17 protein-coding genes are annotated in these 18,774 nt (G+C 61.9%); 11 read left to right on the top strand and 6 right to left on the bottom strand.

The features are described from left to right. Positions 1-67 precede the first annotated feature (67 nt). The 7 genes from CAPSK01_RS10740 to CAPSK01_RS10770 all read left to right on the top strand — a co-directional run bounded on the left by CAPSK01_RS10740 (position 68) and on the right by CAPSK01_RS10770 (position 8,741). Positions 68-1,144 carry a carotenoid 1,2-hydratase gene (locus CAPSK01_RS10740; RefSeq protein ID WP_034926200.1) on the top strand — a complete coding sequence of 359 codons (1,077 nt, stop codon included), beginning with the start codon at positions 68-70 and terminating at the stop codon, positions 1,142-1,144. Positions 1,145-1,371: 227 nt separating this feature from the next. After that, the gene (locus tag CAPSK01_RS10745; RefSeq protein ID WP_034926203.1) at positions 1,372-1,566 is read left to right on the top strand and encodes a helix-turn-helix domain-containing protein; all 195 of its coding nucleotides are present in this window, start codon (positions 1,372-1,374) and stop codon (positions 1,564-1,566) included. A gap of 11 nt (positions 1,567-1,577) precedes the next feature. Next, positions 1,578-4,040, top strand: a complete 2,463-nt coding sequence (locus CAPSK01_RS10750) for a DEAD/DEAH box helicase family protein (protein WP_034926205.1) — start codon at positions 1,578-1,580, stop codon at positions 4,038-4,040. Continuing rightward, positions 4,037-5,236, top strand: a complete 1,200-nt coding sequence (locus CAPSK01_RS10755; RefSeq protein ID WP_034926207.1) for a restriction endonuclease subunit S — start codon at positions 4,037-4,039, stop codon at positions 5,234-5,236. Before CAPSK01_RS10750 ends, CAPSK01_RS10755 begins: the two co-directional genes overlap by 4 nt. Beyond that, positions 5,233-6,255 (top strand): PDDEXK nuclease domain-containing protein, encoded by a 1,023-nt coding sequence (locus CAPSK01_RS10760; protein ID WP_034926209.1) that lies wholly within the window; start codon positions 5,233-5,235, stop codon positions 6,253-6,255. The genes CAPSK01_RS10755 and CAPSK01_RS10760 overlap by 4 nt, the downstream gene beginning before the upstream one ends. A 2-nt stretch (positions 6,256-6,257) precedes the next feature. Further along, the gene (locus tag CAPSK01_RS10765; protein ID WP_034926211.1) at positions 6,258-8,195 is read left to right on the top strand and encodes an N-6 DNA methylase; all 1,938 of its coding nucleotides are present in this window, start codon (positions 6,258-6,260) and stop codon (positions 8,193-8,195) included. Between the two features lie 99 nt (positions 8,196-8,294). Beyond that, a complete protein-coding gene (locus tag CAPSK01_RS10770) occupies positions 8,295-8,741 on the top strand; it encodes a c-type cytochrome (protein WP_034926213.1) in 447 nt (148 codons plus the stop codon). A gap of 40 nt (positions 8,742-8,781) precedes the next feature. Here CAPSK01_RS10770 and CAPSK01_RS10775 read toward each other — a convergent pair whose 3' ends face one another. Next, a complete protein-coding gene (locus CAPSK01_RS10775; RefSeq protein WP_034926214.1) occupies positions 8,782-10,776 on the bottom strand; it encodes a UvrD-helicase domain-containing protein in 1,995 nt (664 codons plus the stop codon). 220 nt (positions 10,777-10,996) lie between these two features. Between CAPSK01_RS10775 and CAPSK01_RS10780 the strand changes: the two genes are divergently transcribed. Next, a complete protein-coding gene (locus CAPSK01_RS10780; RefSeq protein ID WP_034926216.1) occupies positions 10,997-11,560 on the top strand; it encodes a GPR1/FUN34/YaaH family transporter in 564 nt (187 codons plus the stop codon). Between the two features lie 83 nt (positions 11,561-11,643). Next, a complete protein-coding gene (locus CAPSK01_RS10785; RefSeq protein WP_034926218.1) occupies positions 11,644-12,198 on the top strand; it encodes a cache domain-containing protein in 555 nt (184 codons plus the stop codon). Between the two features lie 101 nt (positions 12,199-12,299). Here the strand turns inward: CAPSK01_RS10785 and CAPSK01_RS10790 are convergent, their stop codons facing one another. Continuing rightward, the gene (locus tag CAPSK01_RS10790; RefSeq protein ID WP_034926219.1) at positions 12,300-12,512 is read right to left on the bottom strand and encodes a hypothetical protein; all 213 of its coding nucleotides are present in this window, start codon (positions 12,510-12,512) and stop codon (positions 12,300-12,302) included. 190 nt (positions 12,513-12,702) lie between these two features. Here CAPSK01_RS10790 and rmuC point away from each other — a divergent pair, with 190 nt between their 5' ends. Together rmuC and CAPSK01_RS10800 are read left to right on the top strand one after the other, a co-directional pair. Further along, positions 12,703-14,328: a DNA recombination protein RmuC gene (gene rmuC / locus CAPSK01_RS10795; RefSeq protein ID WP_034926221.1), complete on the top strand. Its 1,626-nt coding sequence runs from the start codon at positions 12,703-12,705 to the stop codon at positions 14,326-14,328. Positions 14,329-14,397: 69 nt separating this feature from the next. Next, positions 14,398-15,204, top strand: a complete 807-nt coding sequence (locus CAPSK01_RS10800; protein ID WP_273703500.1) for a SapC family protein — start codon at positions 14,398-14,400, stop codon at positions 15,202-15,204. 207 nt (positions 15,205-15,411) lie between these two features. Here the strand turns inward: CAPSK01_RS10800 and xerD are convergent, their stop codons facing one another. The 4 genes from xerD to CAPSK01_RS10820 all read right to left on the bottom strand — a co-directional run bounded on the left by xerD (position 15,412) and on the right by CAPSK01_RS10820 (position 18,762). Beyond that, positions 15,412-16,326: a site-specific tyrosine recombinase XerD gene (gene xerD / locus CAPSK01_RS10805; RefSeq protein ID WP_034926222.1), complete on the bottom strand. Its 915-nt coding sequence runs from the start codon at positions 16,324-16,326 to the stop codon at positions 15,412-15,414. Beyond that, positions 16,313-16,801, bottom strand: a complete 489-nt coding sequence (locus CAPSK01_RS10810; protein WP_034926224.1) for a methylated-DNA--[protein]-cysteine S-methyltransferase — start codon at positions 16,799-16,801, stop codon at positions 16,313-16,315. Before CAPSK01_RS10810 ends, xerD begins: the two co-directional genes overlap by 14 nt. Before the next feature lie 21 nt (positions 16,802-16,822). Continuing rightward, entirely contained in the window at positions 16,823-17,395 is a 573-nt protein-coding gene (locus tag CAPSK01_RS10815) for a chalcone isomerase family protein (protein ID WP_034926225.1), read from the bottom strand. 110 nt (positions 17,396-17,505) lie between these two features. Further along, entirely contained in the window at positions 17,506-18,762 is a 1,257-nt protein-coding gene (locus CAPSK01_RS10820; protein ID WP_034926227.1) for a glutamate-5-semialdehyde dehydrogenase, read from the bottom strand. Between the last annotated feature and the right edge of the window lie 12 nt (positions 18,763-18,774).

Below are 18,774 nucleotides of genomic sequence, written 5' to 3' on the forward strand. Positions count from 1 at the left end.
TGCAGCGCGTCAGGCGACGCGGCTGCCGGTGGCGCAGGTCCTGGCCGGCGCCCAGTAAGCACCGCCGATGCGCCGCCGCAACTTCCTGGCCACCCCCTTGCTGCTGCCGCTGCTGGCGCGCGCCGCGGTCGTGGAAACACCGGTCGCCTACCCGCCGGTGACGCCCGGACGCCGGCTCGAATTTCCGCGTGACCACGGCGCGCATCCGGATTTCCGGACCGAATGGTGGTACGTGACCGGCGCGCTGGATTCGCCCAGGCCAGACACCGGTTTTCAGCTTACTTTCTTTCGCAGCCGGACAGGCCGCGCCGAAACACTGCGCTCGCCGCTGGCCGCGCGCCAGATTCTCTTCGCGCACGCGGCGCTGACCATCCCCGGCGAGCGGCTGTGGCACGCCGAACGCGCCGCGCGCGCCAATCTCGGCGCCGGCTTTTCGAGTCTCGATTGCGAGGTCTCGATCGGCGCCTGGCGCATGCTTCGGCAGCAGCGCAGCGCGGGCGAAGTGTTCCGACTGCAGATGCAGAGCCCGCAGTTCTCGTACGACCTGACCCTCACGCCGTCGCAGCCGCTGCTGCTGCAGGGCGAGAACGGTTATTCACGCAAGGGCCACGGGCTGGAGTCGGCCAGCTACTACGTGAGCTGGCCGCAGTTGCAGGTCGCCGGGGAACTGGTGCAGGACGGTCGGCGGCAGGAAGTCAGCGGGCGTGCCTGGTTCGATCACGAATGGTCGACCGCCTATCTCGGTGATGGCGCAGTCGGCTGGGACTGGCTGGGAATCAACCTCGCCGACGGGGGCGCGCTGATGGCCTTCCGCATGCGCGATGCACAGGGACAGACGCGGTTCGCGCATGCCACCTGGCGGAACGCCGCCGGCCACCTGCGCCAGTTCGGGTCGGACGCCGTCAGCTTCACACCGCTACGCCGCTGGTTGTCACCGCGCAGCGGCGCCCGTTATCCGGTGCAGCTGGAAATCCGCTGCGGCGAGCACACGCTGCGGACGCTGCCGGTGCTCGACGATCAGGAACTGTCCACCAGCCGGCCGGCGCCAGTAGTGTATTGGGAGGGCCTGGTCAAGGTCGAAGGCAGCCTCAGCGGTCGCGGCTATCTCGAAATGACCGGCTATGCCGGCAGATTGCAGGTGTAAGAGGTGTGAATGACAGTGTTGGGAGGGACCGACAGGCTCACCCGCAAGAGGGAGGGGTGATCACCGATGTCAACGCATCTCGGTCGAACAAGGCGCTTCGACCAACACTTTCATTCTCACCCCCACGGATCAGGTGCTCGCCTGCGACCGGCCAAGCTGATAAATTACACTTTTTACGATTTAAACCGACTTTATGCTACCCGAACCCCTGCTACTGGAGCGCTGCCATGACTGTTGAACCGTGGGTGTCCGTGGACCAGATGGCCGCGCATCTGGGTGTCACGCGCGATTCAATCTACCGCTGGATCGACCGCAAGGCCCTGCCCGCACACCGCGTCGGGCGGTTGTGGAAGTTCAAGGTATCGGAAGTCGATGCGTGGGTGCGTGCAGGCGGCGCCGACGAACACAAGGATCAGGACTGAAGGGGGCGACAGTGGCATTCAACGAAGAAGAAACCCGCTTTCACCTCATTGATCCGGTGTTGCGCCGCAAGGGTTACGACGACCCGCAGCGCATTCGCTTGGAAACCCCTGCCCCAGTGGAGCCGACCGGACCGAAGGGTTGCCGCAGCAAGCGAGGAGGGCGAACCGACTACTTGCTGTGCGTGCAGGTGGGCGATATGCCCAAACCGCTGCCGGTCGCCGTGCTGGAAGCCAAGCGGTCAGACGCCGACCCGCTCAAGGGCATGGAGCAGGCCAAGGGCTATGCGGACTGCACGCGCTTTGACGTACCGTACGTTTTCGCTAGCAATGGCCACCTCTACGGTGATTTCGACAAGCCCAGCGGCATCCAGACCGGCCCGCATCCGCTGGAAGATTTCCCGTCACATCCCGACTTGTGCGCGCGTTACGCCAAGGACAAGGGCGTCGATCTAGCATCAATCGATGCCGCGCTGTTGTTCCAGGCCGACAGCCCGGCGTGGTCGGCCACGCGCTATTACCAGGACGCGGCCATCCGTGCCGCCTTCGAGAAGATCATCCTGGCACGACAGGCGGGACCGCCATCTGGGCATGGGACACGCGTGCTGCTCACGCTCGCTACCGGCGCGGGCAAGACCATCATCGCCACCAACCTGCTATGGCGCATGGCGCAAGCGGGTCTATTGCCCAAGCCCGTGCTGTTCCTGTGCGACCGCGACGAACTGCGCGAGCAGGCCTACACCAGGCTCAAGGCCGCCTTCGGCGGCAATGCCCGCATCGTAGAAACCGAACGACGTGGCGAGCGCGGCCACGGTGGTGTCAACAATGCCGCCGCCAATGCGCGCATCCACATCGCCACCTACCAGACGCTGGGCATCGACGAAAACGGCGACGGCAGCTTCCTCACCGATCACTACGGCGAGGATTCCTTCAGCGTCATCATCATCGACGAATGCCACCGCTCGGCATGGGGCAAGTGGTCACAGGCGCTGACGCGCAACCCCAATGCCATCCACATCGGCCTGACCGCCACGCCGCGCAAGCTCAAAGTCCCGAAGAACGAAAAGAAATCGAAGGACATCGAGGCTGCCATCGCCGCGGACGACGCGATCACCGCGCACAACGTCGAGTATTTCGGGGAACCCGTGTACGAATACACGTTGGCGCAGGCGCAAGAAGACGGTTACCTGGCCGCCTGCGAAATCGTCAAGCGCAAGGCCGACATCGATGCACGCATCTTCACCCGCGAGGAAATCCTCAAAGCGGGCGTCAGGGACATCAAGACCGGCAAGCCGCTCGCCGAGGAAGACCTCACCCGGAAGGAATACACCAGCAAGGACTTTGACGACGAACTGTTCATCGATCTGCGCACGCCGAAAATGTGCGAAGACCTGTTCAGGCTCTTGTGCGAAAACGGCGGGCCAGAACAGAAAGTCATCATCTTCTGCACCCGCGACCTGCATGCCGACCGCGTGGCGATGCAGATGAACAAGCTCTACGCCCAGTGGTGCAAGCAAAAAGGCCAGCCGCGCAAGGACGACTACGCCTTCAAATGCACCGCCAGCGGTGGCGCGGACAAGATCGAAGTCATGCGCGGCTCAGGCGAGCGAGCCTTCATCGCCTGCACCGTGGATTTGCTGGAAGCCGGCGTGGACATCGAGCGCCTGAACGCCGTGGTGTTCTTCCGCTACCTGCAATCGGCGATCAAGTTCTACCAGATGGTCGGGCGCGGTACGCGCATCCACGAAGAAACGCAGAAATACAAGTTCTGGCTCTACGACTACACCGGTGTCACCGACCTGTTCGGAGTGGATTTCATCACCCAGCCGCCGCGCCCTGGCGGCGGTGGCAGAAGTGATGGCGGTGACGGTGGCGGCGGTGGTGACGCGGGCGATGGCGAGGGGTCGCACGTCGCCGAGATCCGCGCACCATACGATGTCATCGTCAACGCGCAGGGCCGCTTCATTCTTGCCAACCGTGGCGGCGTCGCTACGCCAATCCCGGTGGACGACTATCGGCGCGAGGTCATCGCCCGTGTACTCGCCGAGGCGCACAACCTCGACGACTTCCGCGCGCTGTGGATCGAAGCGAAAAAGCGCCGCCAGTTGATCGACCACCTGCTGGGCGATCACTACGTTCCGGATTTGGTGCGCGATGCCGAGCAGATGGACGAGTTCGATTTGTTCGATGTGTTCGGAAAATATGGCTACAACGCCCGCGCGCTGAAAAGGCCCGAGCGCGGCGCGGAATACGTGAGCGCTAACGCCGCGTGGTTCGCGGGCATGGACGCCCAATCCGCCATCGTGCTCAAGGGCCTGGGCACGCAGTTCGCGCAGGGCGGCACCGATGCCCTGGAAAAGCAGGAACTGTGGGCCGTGCCGGAAATCGCGCGGGCCGGCGGGCTGGAGGCGCTGCGCGCGCTGGGCAAGCCGGTGCAGGTGATGCGGGACGCGAAGATGAGGTTGTTTGGGGTATGAGCGAGGTCGAACTGCGCGAAGTCGCTCAAGTTGTATCCGGTCAACACCTGCTCGATGGCCAGCACAACACATCGGGAAAGGGCATCGGCTATCTGACAGGGCCATCAGATTTTGGATTAGATAAACCGGCGATTTCGAGATGGACGGAAACGCCAAAGGCAATCTGTGAGCCAGGCGATGTGTTGGTTACGGTAAAGGGCGCGGGTGTAGGAAAGGTTAACTTTGCGCCGGATACAAAAGCCGCCATCGGCCGCCAGATCATGGCTGTCCGCAGCGACTCCACGCGACTTGACTCGAACTATCTTGCAGCTTTCCTTCAAGCGCAATTGTCGTATTTTCAGGAAAGAGCGGTTGGCGCAACTGTTCCCGGCCTATCGCGAGGCGATCTGGAAGAAATCGTTTTACCGTTTCCTCCGCTTTCCGAACAACGCCAAATCGCCGCCCGCCTGAAAGCCCAACTGGCCGAAGTGGAAATCGCGCGGCAGGCGGCGCAGGCGCAGGTACAAGAGGCGGACGTCTTGCGCGCAGCGGTTTACCGCGAGGCATTTTGCCATGTGGTTCCTGTCGCCGTTCCGCCGCACTTCGAGGACGCGCCAGATGGCTGGCGATGGCGCAAGCTGACCGACATTGCACGCTTGGAAAGTGGTCACACGCCCAGCCGACAACGCCCGGAATGGTGGGGCGGCGACGTATCATGGATTTCGCTGACCGAAATTCGCGCTCTCGATGGTCAGTGGGTGCAAAGCACCCAGCTTCGCACCAACGACCTGGGTATCGCCAACTCTTCAGCGCGCATCCTGCCGTGTGGCACGGTGTGTTTCTCGCGGACAGCCTCCGTGGGCTTTGTCACCCTCATGGCTGCGCCGATGGCAACCAGCCAGGACTTCGCCAACTGGGTGTGTGGCGATGGACTGGAGCCTGAGTTTCTGATGCATGCGCTTATCCGGTCGCGCACGGAATTGCGCGACCTCGCCACCGGCGCGACCCACAAGACCATCTATATGCCGACGTTGGAAGCATTCCACCTGTGCGCGCCTGGCATTACCGACCAACGCCGCATCGTCAGCCGTCTAAAACCCCAACTCGCCGAAGCCGACGCCATCGCCCAAGCCGCCGCCACGCAACTGGCCGAGATCGAATACCTGCCGCAGCGTCTCCTCGCACAGACCTTCAACCACGTGGAGGCCAGGCCATGACCACCGATCCCCAAACGGTCGATTCCACCGACTTCGCCACCATCGCGCAACTGATCGCCAGCGCCCGGCAACGCGCCGTGCAGGCGGTCAATACCACGCTGATCGAGTTGTATTGGCAGATCGGTGAGCACATCAGCCGCAAGATCGCCGCCTCGGAATGGGGCGACGGCGTGGTGGATCAACTGGCCCGCTATCTGGCCCAAACGCAACCCGGTCTGCGCGGCTTTACTCGCGCCAACCTGTTCCGGATGCGGCAGTTTTACGAGGCCTACGCCGCCGACGAATTTGTCGCACCGCTGGTGAGACAAATTCCCTGGACGCATCACCTCATCATCCTGAGCCAGAGCAAACAAGCGGAGGAACGGGGGTTTTATCTGCGTCTGGTCGCTCAGGAAAAGTGGAGCAAGCGGCAACTGGAGCGCCAATTCAAGGCGGCGCTGTTCGAGCGCACGGTGCTGACACCAGCTAAAGCGTCCGCTGTGCTGTCACAGACGCATCCGGAGGCAATCAGCGTTTTCAAAGACAGTTATCTGATTGAATTTCTCGATCTTCCCCAAGGTCATGCCGAAGCCGATCTGCATCGCGGCCTGCTCTCGCGGCTCAAGGACTTTTTGATCGAGCTGGGGCGTGATTTCTGCTTTGTCGGCAGCGAGTATCCGGTACAGGTCGGTGGGCGCGACTTCGCGCTGGACTTGCTGTTTTTCCATCGCGGCTTGAACAGCCTGGTGGCCATCGAGCTGAAAGTCGGACGCTTCGAACCGGAATATCTGGGCAAGCTGAACTTCTATCTGGAAGCCCTGGATCGGGACGTGAAGAAGCCGCACGAGAACCCCGCCATCGGCGTGCTGCTGTGCGCAAGCAAGGATGACGAGGTGGTCGAGTACGCCCTGAGCCGGAGCACTTTGCCCGCGCTGATCGCTGAATACCAGACCCAACTGCCCGACAAAGCCTTGTTGCGGGCAAAGCTGCATGAGTTTTATCTGCAAAACACACCAACATTGACCGGGGACACTGACTGAACATGGCCCGCCTGCAGACATCCGAAAAACCACCCAAGGCCATTGCTTCCACGCAGTCGCTCTCGGCCTTCGTCAAGAGCATCTGCGACGTGATGCGCCGCTCCAACTGCGCCAGCGCCTTGCAATACGTGCCGGAACTGACGTGGATTCTGTTCCTGCGCATCCTCGACGCGCAGGAAGCGCGCGAGGCGGAGCAGGCCGCGGTGCTGGGCGCGGAGTTCTCTCCCGCGCTGCAAGCGCCCTACCGCTGGCAAGACTGGGCCGCGCCGTGGTCGGATAAGGCCGATCATCCGCAAGCTTCGGACGGCAAAGCGCAGGGCTGGAAGCGCCAGGAGCTCTTTGCCGCCGGTGACGGTCGGCTGTTCGACTTCATCAACAAGACATTGTTGCCGCACCTGCACGCACTGGATGTGGACCCGCGCACGAATCTGCCGAATCCAGTGGCGACACCGAAGCAGCGCATCATCGGCCGCATCATGACGGCGGTGGAGCGCGTGCGCGTGGATGACGAGGCCAACCTGCGCGACATCCTCGATCGCGTGCATGAGATCAGCATCGATCACATCGACGACACGCATTTCTTCACGCTGTCGCAGGTGTATGAAGACCTGCTGCTGAAGATGGGCGAAAAGAACTCCGACGGCGGCCAGTTCTTCACCCCGCGCGAAGTGATCCGCGCCATGGTGCATACCGTGAACCCGTCGCTGGGTAGGACGGTTTATGACCCGTGCTGCGGCACCGGCGGCTTTCTCGCCGTGGCCTACGAGCACATGGTGCGCAAGCTGGGCAATGCGGCGGCCAGCACGGATATTGAAAGGCTCAAACACGACACCTTCTTCGGGCGCGAGAAGGAAAATCTGGTGTTCCCCATTGCGCTGGCCAATCTGGTGCTGCATGGCATCGACCAGCCGAACCTGTGGCACGGCAATTCGCTGACGCGCCGGGCCACCTACGCCGCGTTGTTCCAGCACGCGCCCGCCCAGTTCGACGTGATCCTGACCAATCCGCCCTTCGGCGGCAAGGAGGGCAAGGACGCGCAGAAGAATTTCGCCTTCGAGACCGGCGCCACGCAGGTGCTGTTCGTTCAGGACATTCTGGCTGAACTCGCGCCGGGCGGTACCTGCGCCATCGTGCTCGATGAGGGCTTGCTGTTCCGTACCAACGAAAGCGCTTTCGTCGAGACCAAGCGCAAGCTCACCGACGAGTGTGATCTGTGGGCCATCGTCAGCCTGCCGGGCGGTGTGTTCTCCACGGCGGGCGCGGGCGTGAAGACCAATCTGCTGTTCTTCACCAAGGGCAAAAAGACCGAACGCATCTGGTATTACGATTTGTCGTGGGTCAAGGTGGGCAAGAAAACGCCGCTGACGCTGGCGCACTTCGGCTTCGGCAAGGACGGCGAGGCGCTCGGCGATGACGCCTTGCCCGCCATCCTCACCGCCGATTTGCAGGCTGATTCGCAAGCCGACGCGGAGAACTCTGGCAAGCCTTTTCCCAGCTATGCCCGGCAACTGGCCCAACGCGATACGCCCAGCGGCGACAGCCGCTATTCGTGGACGGTGGACTTTGCCGTCCGCCGCGCCCAGGCGCGCGAGGCCATGCAGCCGCTGCTGGACAAGGCCGCCGAAATCAAGGAAGCCGTGGTCGATCGGAAGGAAGACCTCAAGCGCCTGAAGAAGGGCAAGGCCGATGAAAAAAAGATCGAGACGCTGGAGGCGGACATCCGCGAACAGGAAAAAGCGGCCCGCGATCTGGAAGCCGAGTCTGCCGCCATCGACGCAGCGGTGTTCGATCTGAAAGCGGTCAACCCGAATGCCGTGACGGTCGTGGACGAGCGCACGCCGGGCGAGATCATCGAGAGCATCGCGGCGCAGGGGCGCATCGTTACGGATGCACTGGCACGCTTGAATACGTTGATGACGGTGTCGCAGATGCCGGAGTGAAAGAACGATCACAGCCTCCCAAGTACTCTCCGGTACTTTTGGGTGGCGTCAAACAGCGGTACAATGGCCATTCGACCCTCGGATCATTAAGGATTTGGCATGGCTCAGCAACAAGACTCTTCACGGGCGATTCTGATCATTACCCTCATCGTTGCCGTTGTTCTGATCGTCATCATCTGGCCGCTTTCCATGATCGGCAAAGGCCGCGTCACGGCGGGCGCCGGTGATGAGCCGGAAGGCCGTATTCAGCCGGTGGCGAAGCTGGAATTGGCGAAAGCCACTGCGGTGAAGAGTGACGGCAAGCCGCGCGACGGCGCCACCGTCTATAACTCGGTGTGCATGGCCTGCCACGCCAGCGGCGCAGCCGGCGCACCGAAAGCGGGCGACAAGGCGGCCTGGGCTGCACGGATGGGCGCCGGTACGGCGGCGATGGTCACGAGTGCCATCAACGGCAAGAATGCGATGCCGGCCAGGGGCGGTAATCCCGATCTGAGCGACGCCGAGGTCAAGGCGGCGGTCGAGCACCTGCTCGGTCTCTCCAGGTAAGTCAGGTCGTGCGCCGGCAAACCGGCGCACGACAGCCAAACTATTTTCCCTTGTTCAGCATCGCCTTGAGCGCTGAAAAGCGTTCGGCGTTGGCCATCCTGTCCGGTGCGGTTTCGCTCCTGCCACCCGAGAAGCGCAGGTCCTCGCTGCCCATTTCGGCGATGAATCGCGATGCCTGACAGGGAATCACTTCCCGACCCTGCTGGCGCTTCTCGGCATAGCTCAGGTGCAGTGATCGCTGGGCGCGCGTGATCCCTACGTACATCAGGCGGCGCTCTTCCTCGGTGCGGTTTTCGGCCTCGGCATCGCGGTGCGGCAGAATGCCTTCCTCGATACCGATCAGGAAAACGTGCTTGAACTCCAGGCCCTTGGCAGCGTGCAGGGTCGACAGCCGAACGGCATCGACGTCGGCGTCCTGCTCGTCGAGCCGATTGATCAGTGCGATGGTCTGGGCGAGGTCCAGCAGCGTTTTCCGGTCTTCGTCGCCCTTCCTGCTCAACCAGTCGCAGAATTCCTGGACATTGCCCCATTTGATCTGTGCCGTGCGCGCATCATCCTGGTCGTACAAGCACGCTTCGTAAGCAATTGCGGTGAGCAGCGCGGTGATCACCTGTCCCGCCGGCTCGCACCCGGCACGTGCCTGCAGGCGCTCGATGAATTCGCAGAACTCGAGCAGGGGCGCCAGCTGGCGTGCCTGAACGCGCGGCACGAAACCTTGTTCGCGAGCGGCAGCAAAGAGTGAAATCCGGCGTTCGCCAGCGTAGCCGCCGAGCGCCTGCAGGGTGCTGCTGCCGACGCCACGCCGGGGTGTGCTGACGGCGCGGAGGAAGGCCGGATCGTCGTCGTGGTTGGCGAGCAGGCGCAGATAGGAAGTGATGTCCTTGATCTCGGCCTTTTCGAAAAAGGACTGACCGCCAGACAACAGGTAGGGGACGCGCTGCTGGCGCAGGAATTTCTCGACGGCACGGGCCTGGAAATTGCCACGGTAGAGGATCGCATAATCGCGGAATGCGCCCTGATGCTGAAAGCGGTGCGCCTGCAGCTTCATGACCACCGACTCGGCCTCCTTTTCCTTGTCCTGGCAGACGTTGACGGTGATCGGATCGCCGTGGCCCAGTTCCGACCACAGTTTCTTGTCGAACAGTTTTTCATTGTGCGAGATCAGGGCGTTGGCCACCTTGAGGATGCGTACCGTCGAGCGGTAGTTCTGTTCGAGCTTGATCAGCTTGAGATTCGGGTAGTCGCGCGGGAGCCCCCGCAGATTGGCGATGTCGGCACCACGCCAGCCATAGATCGCCTGATCGTCGTCGCCGACCGCCGTAAACGCGGCGCGTGCTCCAGCCAACAGCCTGAGCAATTGGTACTGGCTGGCGTTGGTATCCTGATATTCATCGATCAGCAGATAACGCAGGCGGTTCTGCCACTTGTCGCGCACTGCCGGATGGTTCTCGAAGAGCGCCACGGGGAGCGCGATCAGGTCGTCGAAATCGACCGCCTGGTATGCCTGCAGGGTTGCCGAATAGCTTGCGAAAGCGTTCGCGGCGAGAATTTCGCTCTCGTTGCGGGCCTGCTTGCGCGCCTGGTCGGGTGAGACCAGCGCGCTTTTCCAGTTCGAAATCAGCGACTGCAGCTTGCGGATGGCCAGCTTGTCGGTGCTGCCGGCAAGCTCCGAAACGATGCCGAAGCAGTCGGTCGCATCGAGGATCGAAAAACTCGGCTTGTAGCCGAGAACGCCTGCCTCTTCGCGCAGGATGCGCACCCCGAGTGCATGAAAGGTGGAAATCGTCAGCCCCCGCGACGGCTTGCCGGCGAGCCGCTTGCTGACCCGTTCCTGCATTTCCCGCGCGGCCTTGTTGGTGAAGGTGATCGCGGCGATGTTGTCCGGGCTGAAGCCGCAGGATTCGATCAGGTAGACGATCTTTTCGGTGATCACGCGCGTCTTTCCCGATCCGGCTCCGGCCAGAACCAGCAGTGGACCGTCGAGGTAGCGGATGGCTTCGCGTTGCGGGGGGTTGAGGACGGAGGTTGCGGACATCGCGGAAAGGAGCTGAAGCGGGGGGCGATTCTAGCACACGCCGAACGCTGCGACGCGTTTGCCGCCCGGCCGATTTGCCATTACCGGGGGCATGCCTGTAGAATCGCGCCGGTTTCCAGAACCACGACCGGCAGCATCCGATGTGGTCTGGAAAGCCAGTTAAACGGGCGGTCGGGGCTTTCCCAGGCCGCATTCTCGATGAATATGAAGGGGGTAGTGCATGGCTGAGCAAAAGCTGGGTAATCCGGCTGTAGTAGGTCTGGCTGGTTTCGGTCTGACGACCATGGTGTTGCAGTTTCATAACGTGGGATGGATGGGATTGGGTCCGGTCGTCTGGCTGGGTCTGATTTTTGGGGGGCTGGCGCAGATGATCGCCGGGCTGCAGGAGATGAAGACCGGCAACAACTTCGGCTATTGCGCCTTCACGGGCTATGGCTGCTTCTGGATCGCGCTGGTGCTGCTCCTGATCGGCAACCACTACAACATTTATACCTCCAGCAAGACCGACGTCGGCTGGTTCCTGGTTGCCTGGACACTATTCACGGTGATCCTGTGGATTGGTTCGATGCGCGTCAGCAGCGCGCTGGCACTGACCTTCACCCTGTTGCTGATCGGCTTCATTCTGCTCGACCTGGCGCACTTCGGCTATCCCGACCTGACCGTGGTGGCCGGCTATGAACTGATGGTGACCGCAGCGATGGCGTGGTACATCATGGCGCACATCATCTATGCCGATCTGTTTGGCCGTGACGTTCTTCCGGTCGGCAGGCCCTGGATCAATTGAGGCTTGTGGACCCGGCATCCGGGCCTGATCGAGTGACCACCAGGGGGAACGTTCCATATTCTGAACAGAAGGAGAAGCGTGTGATGAAGTTTGCAAAAACAGTTGGATTGATGGCGCTGCTGCTGGCCTATGGTGCTGCCCATGCCGCCGCACCGACCGAAGCCGATGTGGCAAATGCCGAAGAAACGGTCAGCAAGGTGCGCGCAGCCGCCAGGTTCCTGCACGACAAGGGCTCGTCAGCCTATGCCGATTTCAACCAGAAGGACGGCAAATGGGTTTGGAAGGACAGCTACGTGTTCGTCTACGATTGCCGCAAGGACAGGATGATCGCACATCCCATGCGCCCTGACCTGGTCGGCAAGCCGATCCTCCAGATTACCGACAACGCCGGCAAGTACATCTTCAAGGAACTTTGCAAGGCCGGCAACGAACCGCGTGGTGGCTGGGTAGAGTACAGCTGGCCGAAACCCGGTGCCGGACGTCTGTCTCGCAAGATCTCCTATGCCATGACTGCAGATGTTTCGTTCGCTACTGGAATCCAGGTCAGCGCCGGCATTTACGATGAGGGTATCCCACTCCCCGAACTTGCCAAGGTCCTTGAAAGAATGTCCGACCCCTCAAAGTATCCGGCCATGTAGTCGTTTCAGCAGAATGGAGGACCCCGGCGAGCCGGGGTCCATGCTTCAGGACTGCGGTCCAGATGTTCCTTGGAACCTCCGGGCCGCAGGGGTACGACTACTCAAGCAGAGGTGTTGATGCGGGTCCCGACGGTTTGGCCGTTGAGATTGACCGTTGGAGCCGGCTCTTTGACGGCAGCGCCGCCATCGTCCGCGTCCCCATCGTTCCCGACATCGCGCCCTGCCTGTTGAGCCTGGACGGCTTCGGCTTGCGCCTTGACTGCCGGGCTATACGACAAATTGCTACTGCTGGAACCAATCGAACTGACAGACATAGGCTATCTCCGGTGAGGCAAAGCTGGTGCGGAATGCACCATCAATGATCACGGCACAATTCGAGGATTCTTGAATTTTTCAGCCAAACTGGGGAGCGGAAGCAGATTACACTGTCGGCGTAGCCCCCGGCACAGCTATCGCGAAATCCCGAGAACGCAGACCACGCCATTGCATTGAAAGGAGTGTTGCATGGACAGTCTTTCCCTGTTTGCGGCGATGATCGGCCTGCTCGTCGGCGTGCTGATGGTCTGGCTGGTCACCCGCAACCGAACATCCGGCGCCAGCGATCAAGGTCAGGCAGAGCGCGCCGTCGAACTTGCCACAGCCAGAGAACGGCTAAGTGCCCTCGATGCCGAGCGCCTGCAGCTCATCAGAGCGCACGAAGAGTTGAAGGTACAGGTCATCGAGTTGCGGGATACCCTCGATGATGTCTGCAGCGAGCGTGCCCAGCTCAGTGAGCGTGCCTTGCGCGTGCCGGTGCTTGAACACAAGCTCGCCGAAGTCGAACGGATCCTTGCGGAAACGCGCCAGCAGGCGGCCAACCTGCGCGAGGACTCCGGCCGTGTCAATGCAGAACTCAGGGCCGAACGTGCGACCGTCGGTTCGCTCCGCAGCGAATTGCAGGGCGAAAAGGCACAGCGGGCAGCGGCCGAGCTGCGCGCCAATCGTCTTGACAGCGAACTCGCCGAGCTGACGACTCGCCTCGACGTCGAGCGCAGTCAGGGCGAAGAAAAGCTCAACCTGCTCCTGCAGGCCAGGGAAGTTCTTGCCAACCAGTTCAAGAGCCTGGCCAACGACATCCTTGAAGAAAAGGCGAAACGCTTTACCGAGCAGAACCAGGCCAACATCGGCCAGTTGCTGGAGCCGCTGAAAACAAAATTGCAGGAGTTCCAGGGCAAGGTCGAAGAGGTTTATGTCCAGGAAGGCAAGGACCGCACTGCCCTTGCCGAACAGGTCAGGCATCTGATGGACCTTAATCACGCGCTGAGTCAGGACGCCAAGAACCTGACGCGGGCGCTCAAGGGCTCTGGCAAGGCACAGGGCAACTGGGGAGAACTGGTGCTCGAGCGCGTCCTCGAAGCCTCCGGCCTGCGCAAGGGGGAAGAATATGAAGTCCAGGAGAGCCATCACCGCGCCGACGGCTCGCGCGCGCAGCCGGATGTCGTCTTGCATCTGCCCGAGGACCGCCACCTCGTGGTGGATGCCAAGGCGTCGCTGACGGCCTACGAAGACTACGCTTCAGCCGAGGACGAGGGCGATCGTCAGGCCGCCATCAAACGCCACCTCGATTCCGTTCGCACGCACATCAAAGGCCTCTCGGACAGGAATTACCAACTGCTTTACGGGCTGAAATCGCTCGACTTCGTCTTGATGTTTGTTCCCATCGAGCCCGCCTTCATGCTTGCCGTCACGCATGATCGCGAGCTGTTCATGGATGCCTGGCAGAAAAACGTGCTGCTGGTCAGTCCTTCGACGCTGCTGTTTGTCGTTCGCACCGTTGCGCACCTCTGGCGGCAGGAAGCGCAAAGCCGCAACGCGCAGGAGATCGCCAGGCGTGGTGCGGAGCTTTACGACAAGCTGGTTGGTTTCGTCGTCGATCTGGAATCGCTTGGCAACCGTCTCAAGCAGGCGCAAAGGGATTATGACGAGGCGCATGGCAAACTCACCGGTGGGCGTGGCAACCTCATCCGTCAGGCCGAAATGCTCAAACAATTGGGTGTCAAGCCGAGCAAGGCGTTGCCGACGGCGCTGGTCGAAATCGCCGGGGAGGGCAGCGGGGAAACGGCAGCGGTAGTGGCCATCCCGAGAGTCTAAACTTCAGGTAAACTCCAGCACAAGGGTTGGTCTTACAAGCCCCCCAAACGGTTCACATCAAGGATGCAAATGCCAAACTTCCACCCGATTTCCACCGACCGCTACGCCAACAAGCGCTGGCGGCGCGTTGCGGGTTATTCTTTCGCTGCCCACGAGGCGATTGTTCCTCTGACGGCTGGTGAATTTCCGCGCGCGTTGTTGAGCCTGCCCATTGCCTTTGTCGAACAGAATGAGACCTTCATTCCTGTTGCTGTTCTGGGTGTGGCAACAGGCAGGAATCTGTTTGTCACACCCGACGGTCGTTGGGCGGGAAAGTATATTCCGGCTGCTATTCGTAGTTATCCTTTTTGTCTTGCCAACAGGAATGAAGGTCAGCAGGTGCTGTGCATCGACGAAGATTCAGGACTCATTGGCGATGGCAGCGAGGGAGAACCCTTTTTCGATGATGCAGGCGGACCCTCGTCGGTGATTCAGGAGGTCCTCAATTTTCTGACCCAGATCGAGAACAGTCGGCAGGTCACCGTCAACGCCTGTGCGGTACTGAAAAAACACGCGCTGATCAAAGCCTGGCCAATTACTGTCAAGACCCAAACTGGTGACCAGCCGGTTGGCGGACTCTTTCAGATTGACGAAGCCGTTCTTAACCAGTTATCGGCCGAAGCCCTTCGGGAAGTCGCCCAAGCCGGTGCCCTGGTCATTGCGTACTGTCAATTGCTGTCGATGCAGCAGTTGCCTGTGCTCGGCGAGTTGGCTGAAGCCCATGCCAGTGCGGCCGCCCACGCGGCAGCGCATGCTCCGGCTTCTGCTGCTGGCCAGGAACTGACTCTGGACTACTTGAACAAGAACGAGACGCTCAGTTTTAGTGGGCTGCGTTAACGTAAAAGTCGCGTCAGCGACTCACCATGGAAGAGATATGGCCGAACTGGCGGCTTCAGGCTACCACGCTCGCATGATTGTGCCCGTACAATCAAACGGGATTGTCGGTTCTCTGCAGCGGGGACGGCAAGGTCGTCCGGCTGTTCCCGGAGTCTCCCGCGTGACCGCAACCGCCGATCCGAAGAGAGGGCCGTGCCAGGCGGCCGATCAGCCGCGCGGATGGTGTTGGGCGTGCAGGATCTTGAGCCGTTCGCGGGCGACATGGGTGTAAATCTGCGTCGTCGAGATGTCCGAATGGCCCAGCAGCAGTTGCACGACGCGCAGGTCGGCCCCATGATTGAGCAGATGCGTGGCAAAGGCGTGCCGCAGCACGTGCGGTGACAGGCGGGCAGGATCCATTCCGGCTTGCAGGGCGTAGCGCTTGATCAACTGCCAGAAAGCCTGCCGGGTCATCGCCGAGCCGCGCCCGGTCACGAATATCTCGTCGCTCTGGCGTCCTGCGAGCAGCGCCGGTCGGCCGTCGCCCAGATAGCAGCGCAGCCAGTCGCACGCCTGTTCACCCAGCGGTACCAGGCGCTCCTTGCTGCCCTTGCCGAAAACACGCAGTACGCCCATGTCGAGGTGAAGTTCGTGCACCTTGAGGCCGACCAGTTCGCTGACGCGCAGGCCGGTGGCGTAGAGCGTTTCGAGCATTGCCCGATCACGCTGTCCGAGCGTCGTGTCGAGCCGGGGGGCAGCGAGCAGGCGCTCGACCTGGACTTCGGAGAGCACTTTGGGCAGCCGCGAGGATTGCACCGGCATGGCGATCTTCAGCGTCGGATCACTGTTGCGCCGGCCCTGCGCCACCTGGTACCGGTAGAAGCGGCGCAGCGTCGACAAGTAACGCGCCTGCGAGGAAGCGCGCAGCGTTTGCGACAGCATCGCGATGAAACGCATCAGGATCGCTTCGTCAACGTTGCACAGGCTGCCGAGTTGCTGCTCCGCCAGCCAGATCGTCAGTTGCAGCAGGTCGCTGCGATAGCTGTCGAGCGAGGCTCTGGCCAGACCGTCTTCCAGCCAGAGCGTGTCGCAGAAGCGATCGATCTCGGCAAGGTCGCCAGGATCGGCCTCAGCAGCCTTCATGTACCAGCAGCCAGCGCTTCACATCGAGCAGAAAACCGTCGTTCTGATGAGCAAAGCCGCCCAATCTGCCGCCCGTCGCCAATACCCGGTGGCAGGGAACGACCACCGGGTAGGGATTGGCAGCACAGGCCTGACCGACCGCCCGCGGTGCGCTGCGCAGCGTTCGTGCGATCTCGCCATAGCTGCGCGTCTGGTGTGTCGGAATGGCCGCGATCTGCTGCCAGACGCGGCGCTGAAAAGGCGTACCCGCAGCGCGCAAGGGCAAGACGAAAGGGTATTCGGCGTCCGCCAGGTAGGCGCACAACTGGCGTGCCACTTCCGCAGCGAGCGGATTCCGAGGGGCAATTTCGCCAGTTGGCGGAAGAAAGGCGATGCGATGAATTTCTAGCTCGTCGCCGCACACGCCGAGGCTGAACACCGCAGCACTGATGATCGCCTGGAAAGCCGGTTCGGCTGGATCGACCCGGGGGCGCATCGTAGTGTCCTGCAACGGGCTTCAGGAGGTCTTGCCGAGCAGCGCCTGCTTCAGGTCATCCTGGACCGGCTTGTTGCCGAGCCAGATTTTCAGCAGTGCCTTGTAAAAATCGTCGCCGGCGAGGTCTTTGCCCTTGACCTGACCATTGACGGTAAGCCGTGTCCCCGTCTCCGGCAGCCAGTCGATGAACACGCTGGTACCCGTCTTGGGCTCTCCCGCAGCCAGCAGGGTATCGGAAAACTGTTTCAGGCGATCCTTGAGGCTTGCCATTTCAGCTTCCGAATGGTTGTTGGCGACGCCTTCCTGCAGCGCTTCGACGAACTGCTGCGCCGAGAGGTCGCGCAGCAGACTGATCGAAATCCGCTTGCCACCCTTGGCGGCCAGCACCGCCGCGGCGTCGCCGCTTTTCTCCGGCAGATAGAGGGCCATCGCATAGACCTTGAAGACGGCCTTCTTGCGCAGGCCAGCGCCATTGACCACCAGTTCGCCGGAACCGACGCGCGTCTTGTCGTCGAATTTGACGCCGGCAACTTCCACAGCCGCCGCGAGGTTGAAGAACAGGGCGGCAACCGCCGCCACCAGCAGATGTTTCATGACGTCTCCTTTGGGTCACATGCTCCGGCGGGTCTGGTCAAGCCCACCGCGGCGCCCGCCCGCTGCCGCAGTGCAGTGTTCATGTGCAAGTCGCGTGAGCGACTGAAGAATCAGGCGCGCACCTCGCCGTGACCGAGAACGATCCATTTTTGACTGGTCAGCCCGTCCAGACCGACCGGGCCACGCGCATGAATCTTGTCGGTCGAGATGCCGATTTCGGCACCCAGCCCGTACTCGAAGCCGTCTGCAAAACGCGTCGAGGCGTTTACCATCACTGAAGCCGAGTCGACTTCGCGTAGAAAGCGCATCGCCGAGGTGTAATTCTCGGTGATGATCGCGTCGGTGTGATGCGAACCATAGCGATTGATGTGTTCGATCGCTTCGTCGAGTCCGGCCACTACCTTGACCGAAATGATCGGCGCCAGAAACTCGCAGGCGTAATCTTCTTCGCTTGCCGCTCGTGCTTCCCTGACGCGGTCGACGGTTTCCGGACAACCGCGAATCTCGACTCCCTTCTGCGTCAGCATCGCAGCGATCGGTGGCAGCAGGCTGGCGACGACCGAACGCGCCAGCAGCAGCGACTCGGCGGTATTGCAGGTGCCATAGCGCTGCGTCTTGGCGTTCTCGACGATCTGCAGCGCTTTCTCGGGGTCGGCGGCATCGTCAAGATACACATGGCAGTTGCCGTCGAGATGCTGGATCATCGGCACGCGGGCCTCGGCCAGCAGGCGCGAGATCAGTCCTTTGCCGCCGCGCGGAACGATCACGTCGACGAACTCGCGCATCCTGATCAGGTGACCGACCGCGGCGCGGTCGGTGGTCTCGATCACCTGTACGGCATTGGCCGGCAGACCGGCGCTGGCGAGCCCTTCCTGTACCAGCGCGGCGATCGCCTGGTTGCAGCGGATCGCCTCGGAACCGCCCCGCAGGATCGTGGCGTTGCCGGACTTCAGGCACAGGGCCGCGGCATCGGCGGTGACGTTCGGGCGCGCCTCGTAGATGATCCCGATCACTCCCAGCGGCACGCGCATGCGGCCGACCTGAATGCCACTCGGCCGGAACTTCAAATCACTGATTTCGCCGACCGGGTCGGGCAAGGCGGCAACCTGTTCGACTCCCTCAGCCATTGCCGCAACGCTTTTCGCCGACAGCGCCAGGCGATCGAGCAGGGCCGGTTCGAGGCCGGCGGCACGCGCTGCAGCCAGGTCATCGTGATTGGCGGCAAGCAGCGTGTCGCACTCGCGCCGGATCGCCGTGGCGATGCGGTAGAGCGCAATGTTCTTGGCCTGGCTGTCGGCACGTGCGATCAGCCGCGATGCGGCGCGGGCATGGTGGCCGACGGTTTGCATGTACTGCTCGATATCCATGAGACTTCTCTG

Source organism: Candidatus Accumulibacter vicinus (assembly GCF_000584955.1).
GTDB classification, from domain to species: Bacteria; Pseudomonadota; Gammaproteobacteria; order Burkholderiales; family Rhodocyclaceae; genus Accumulibacter; species Accumulibacter vicinus.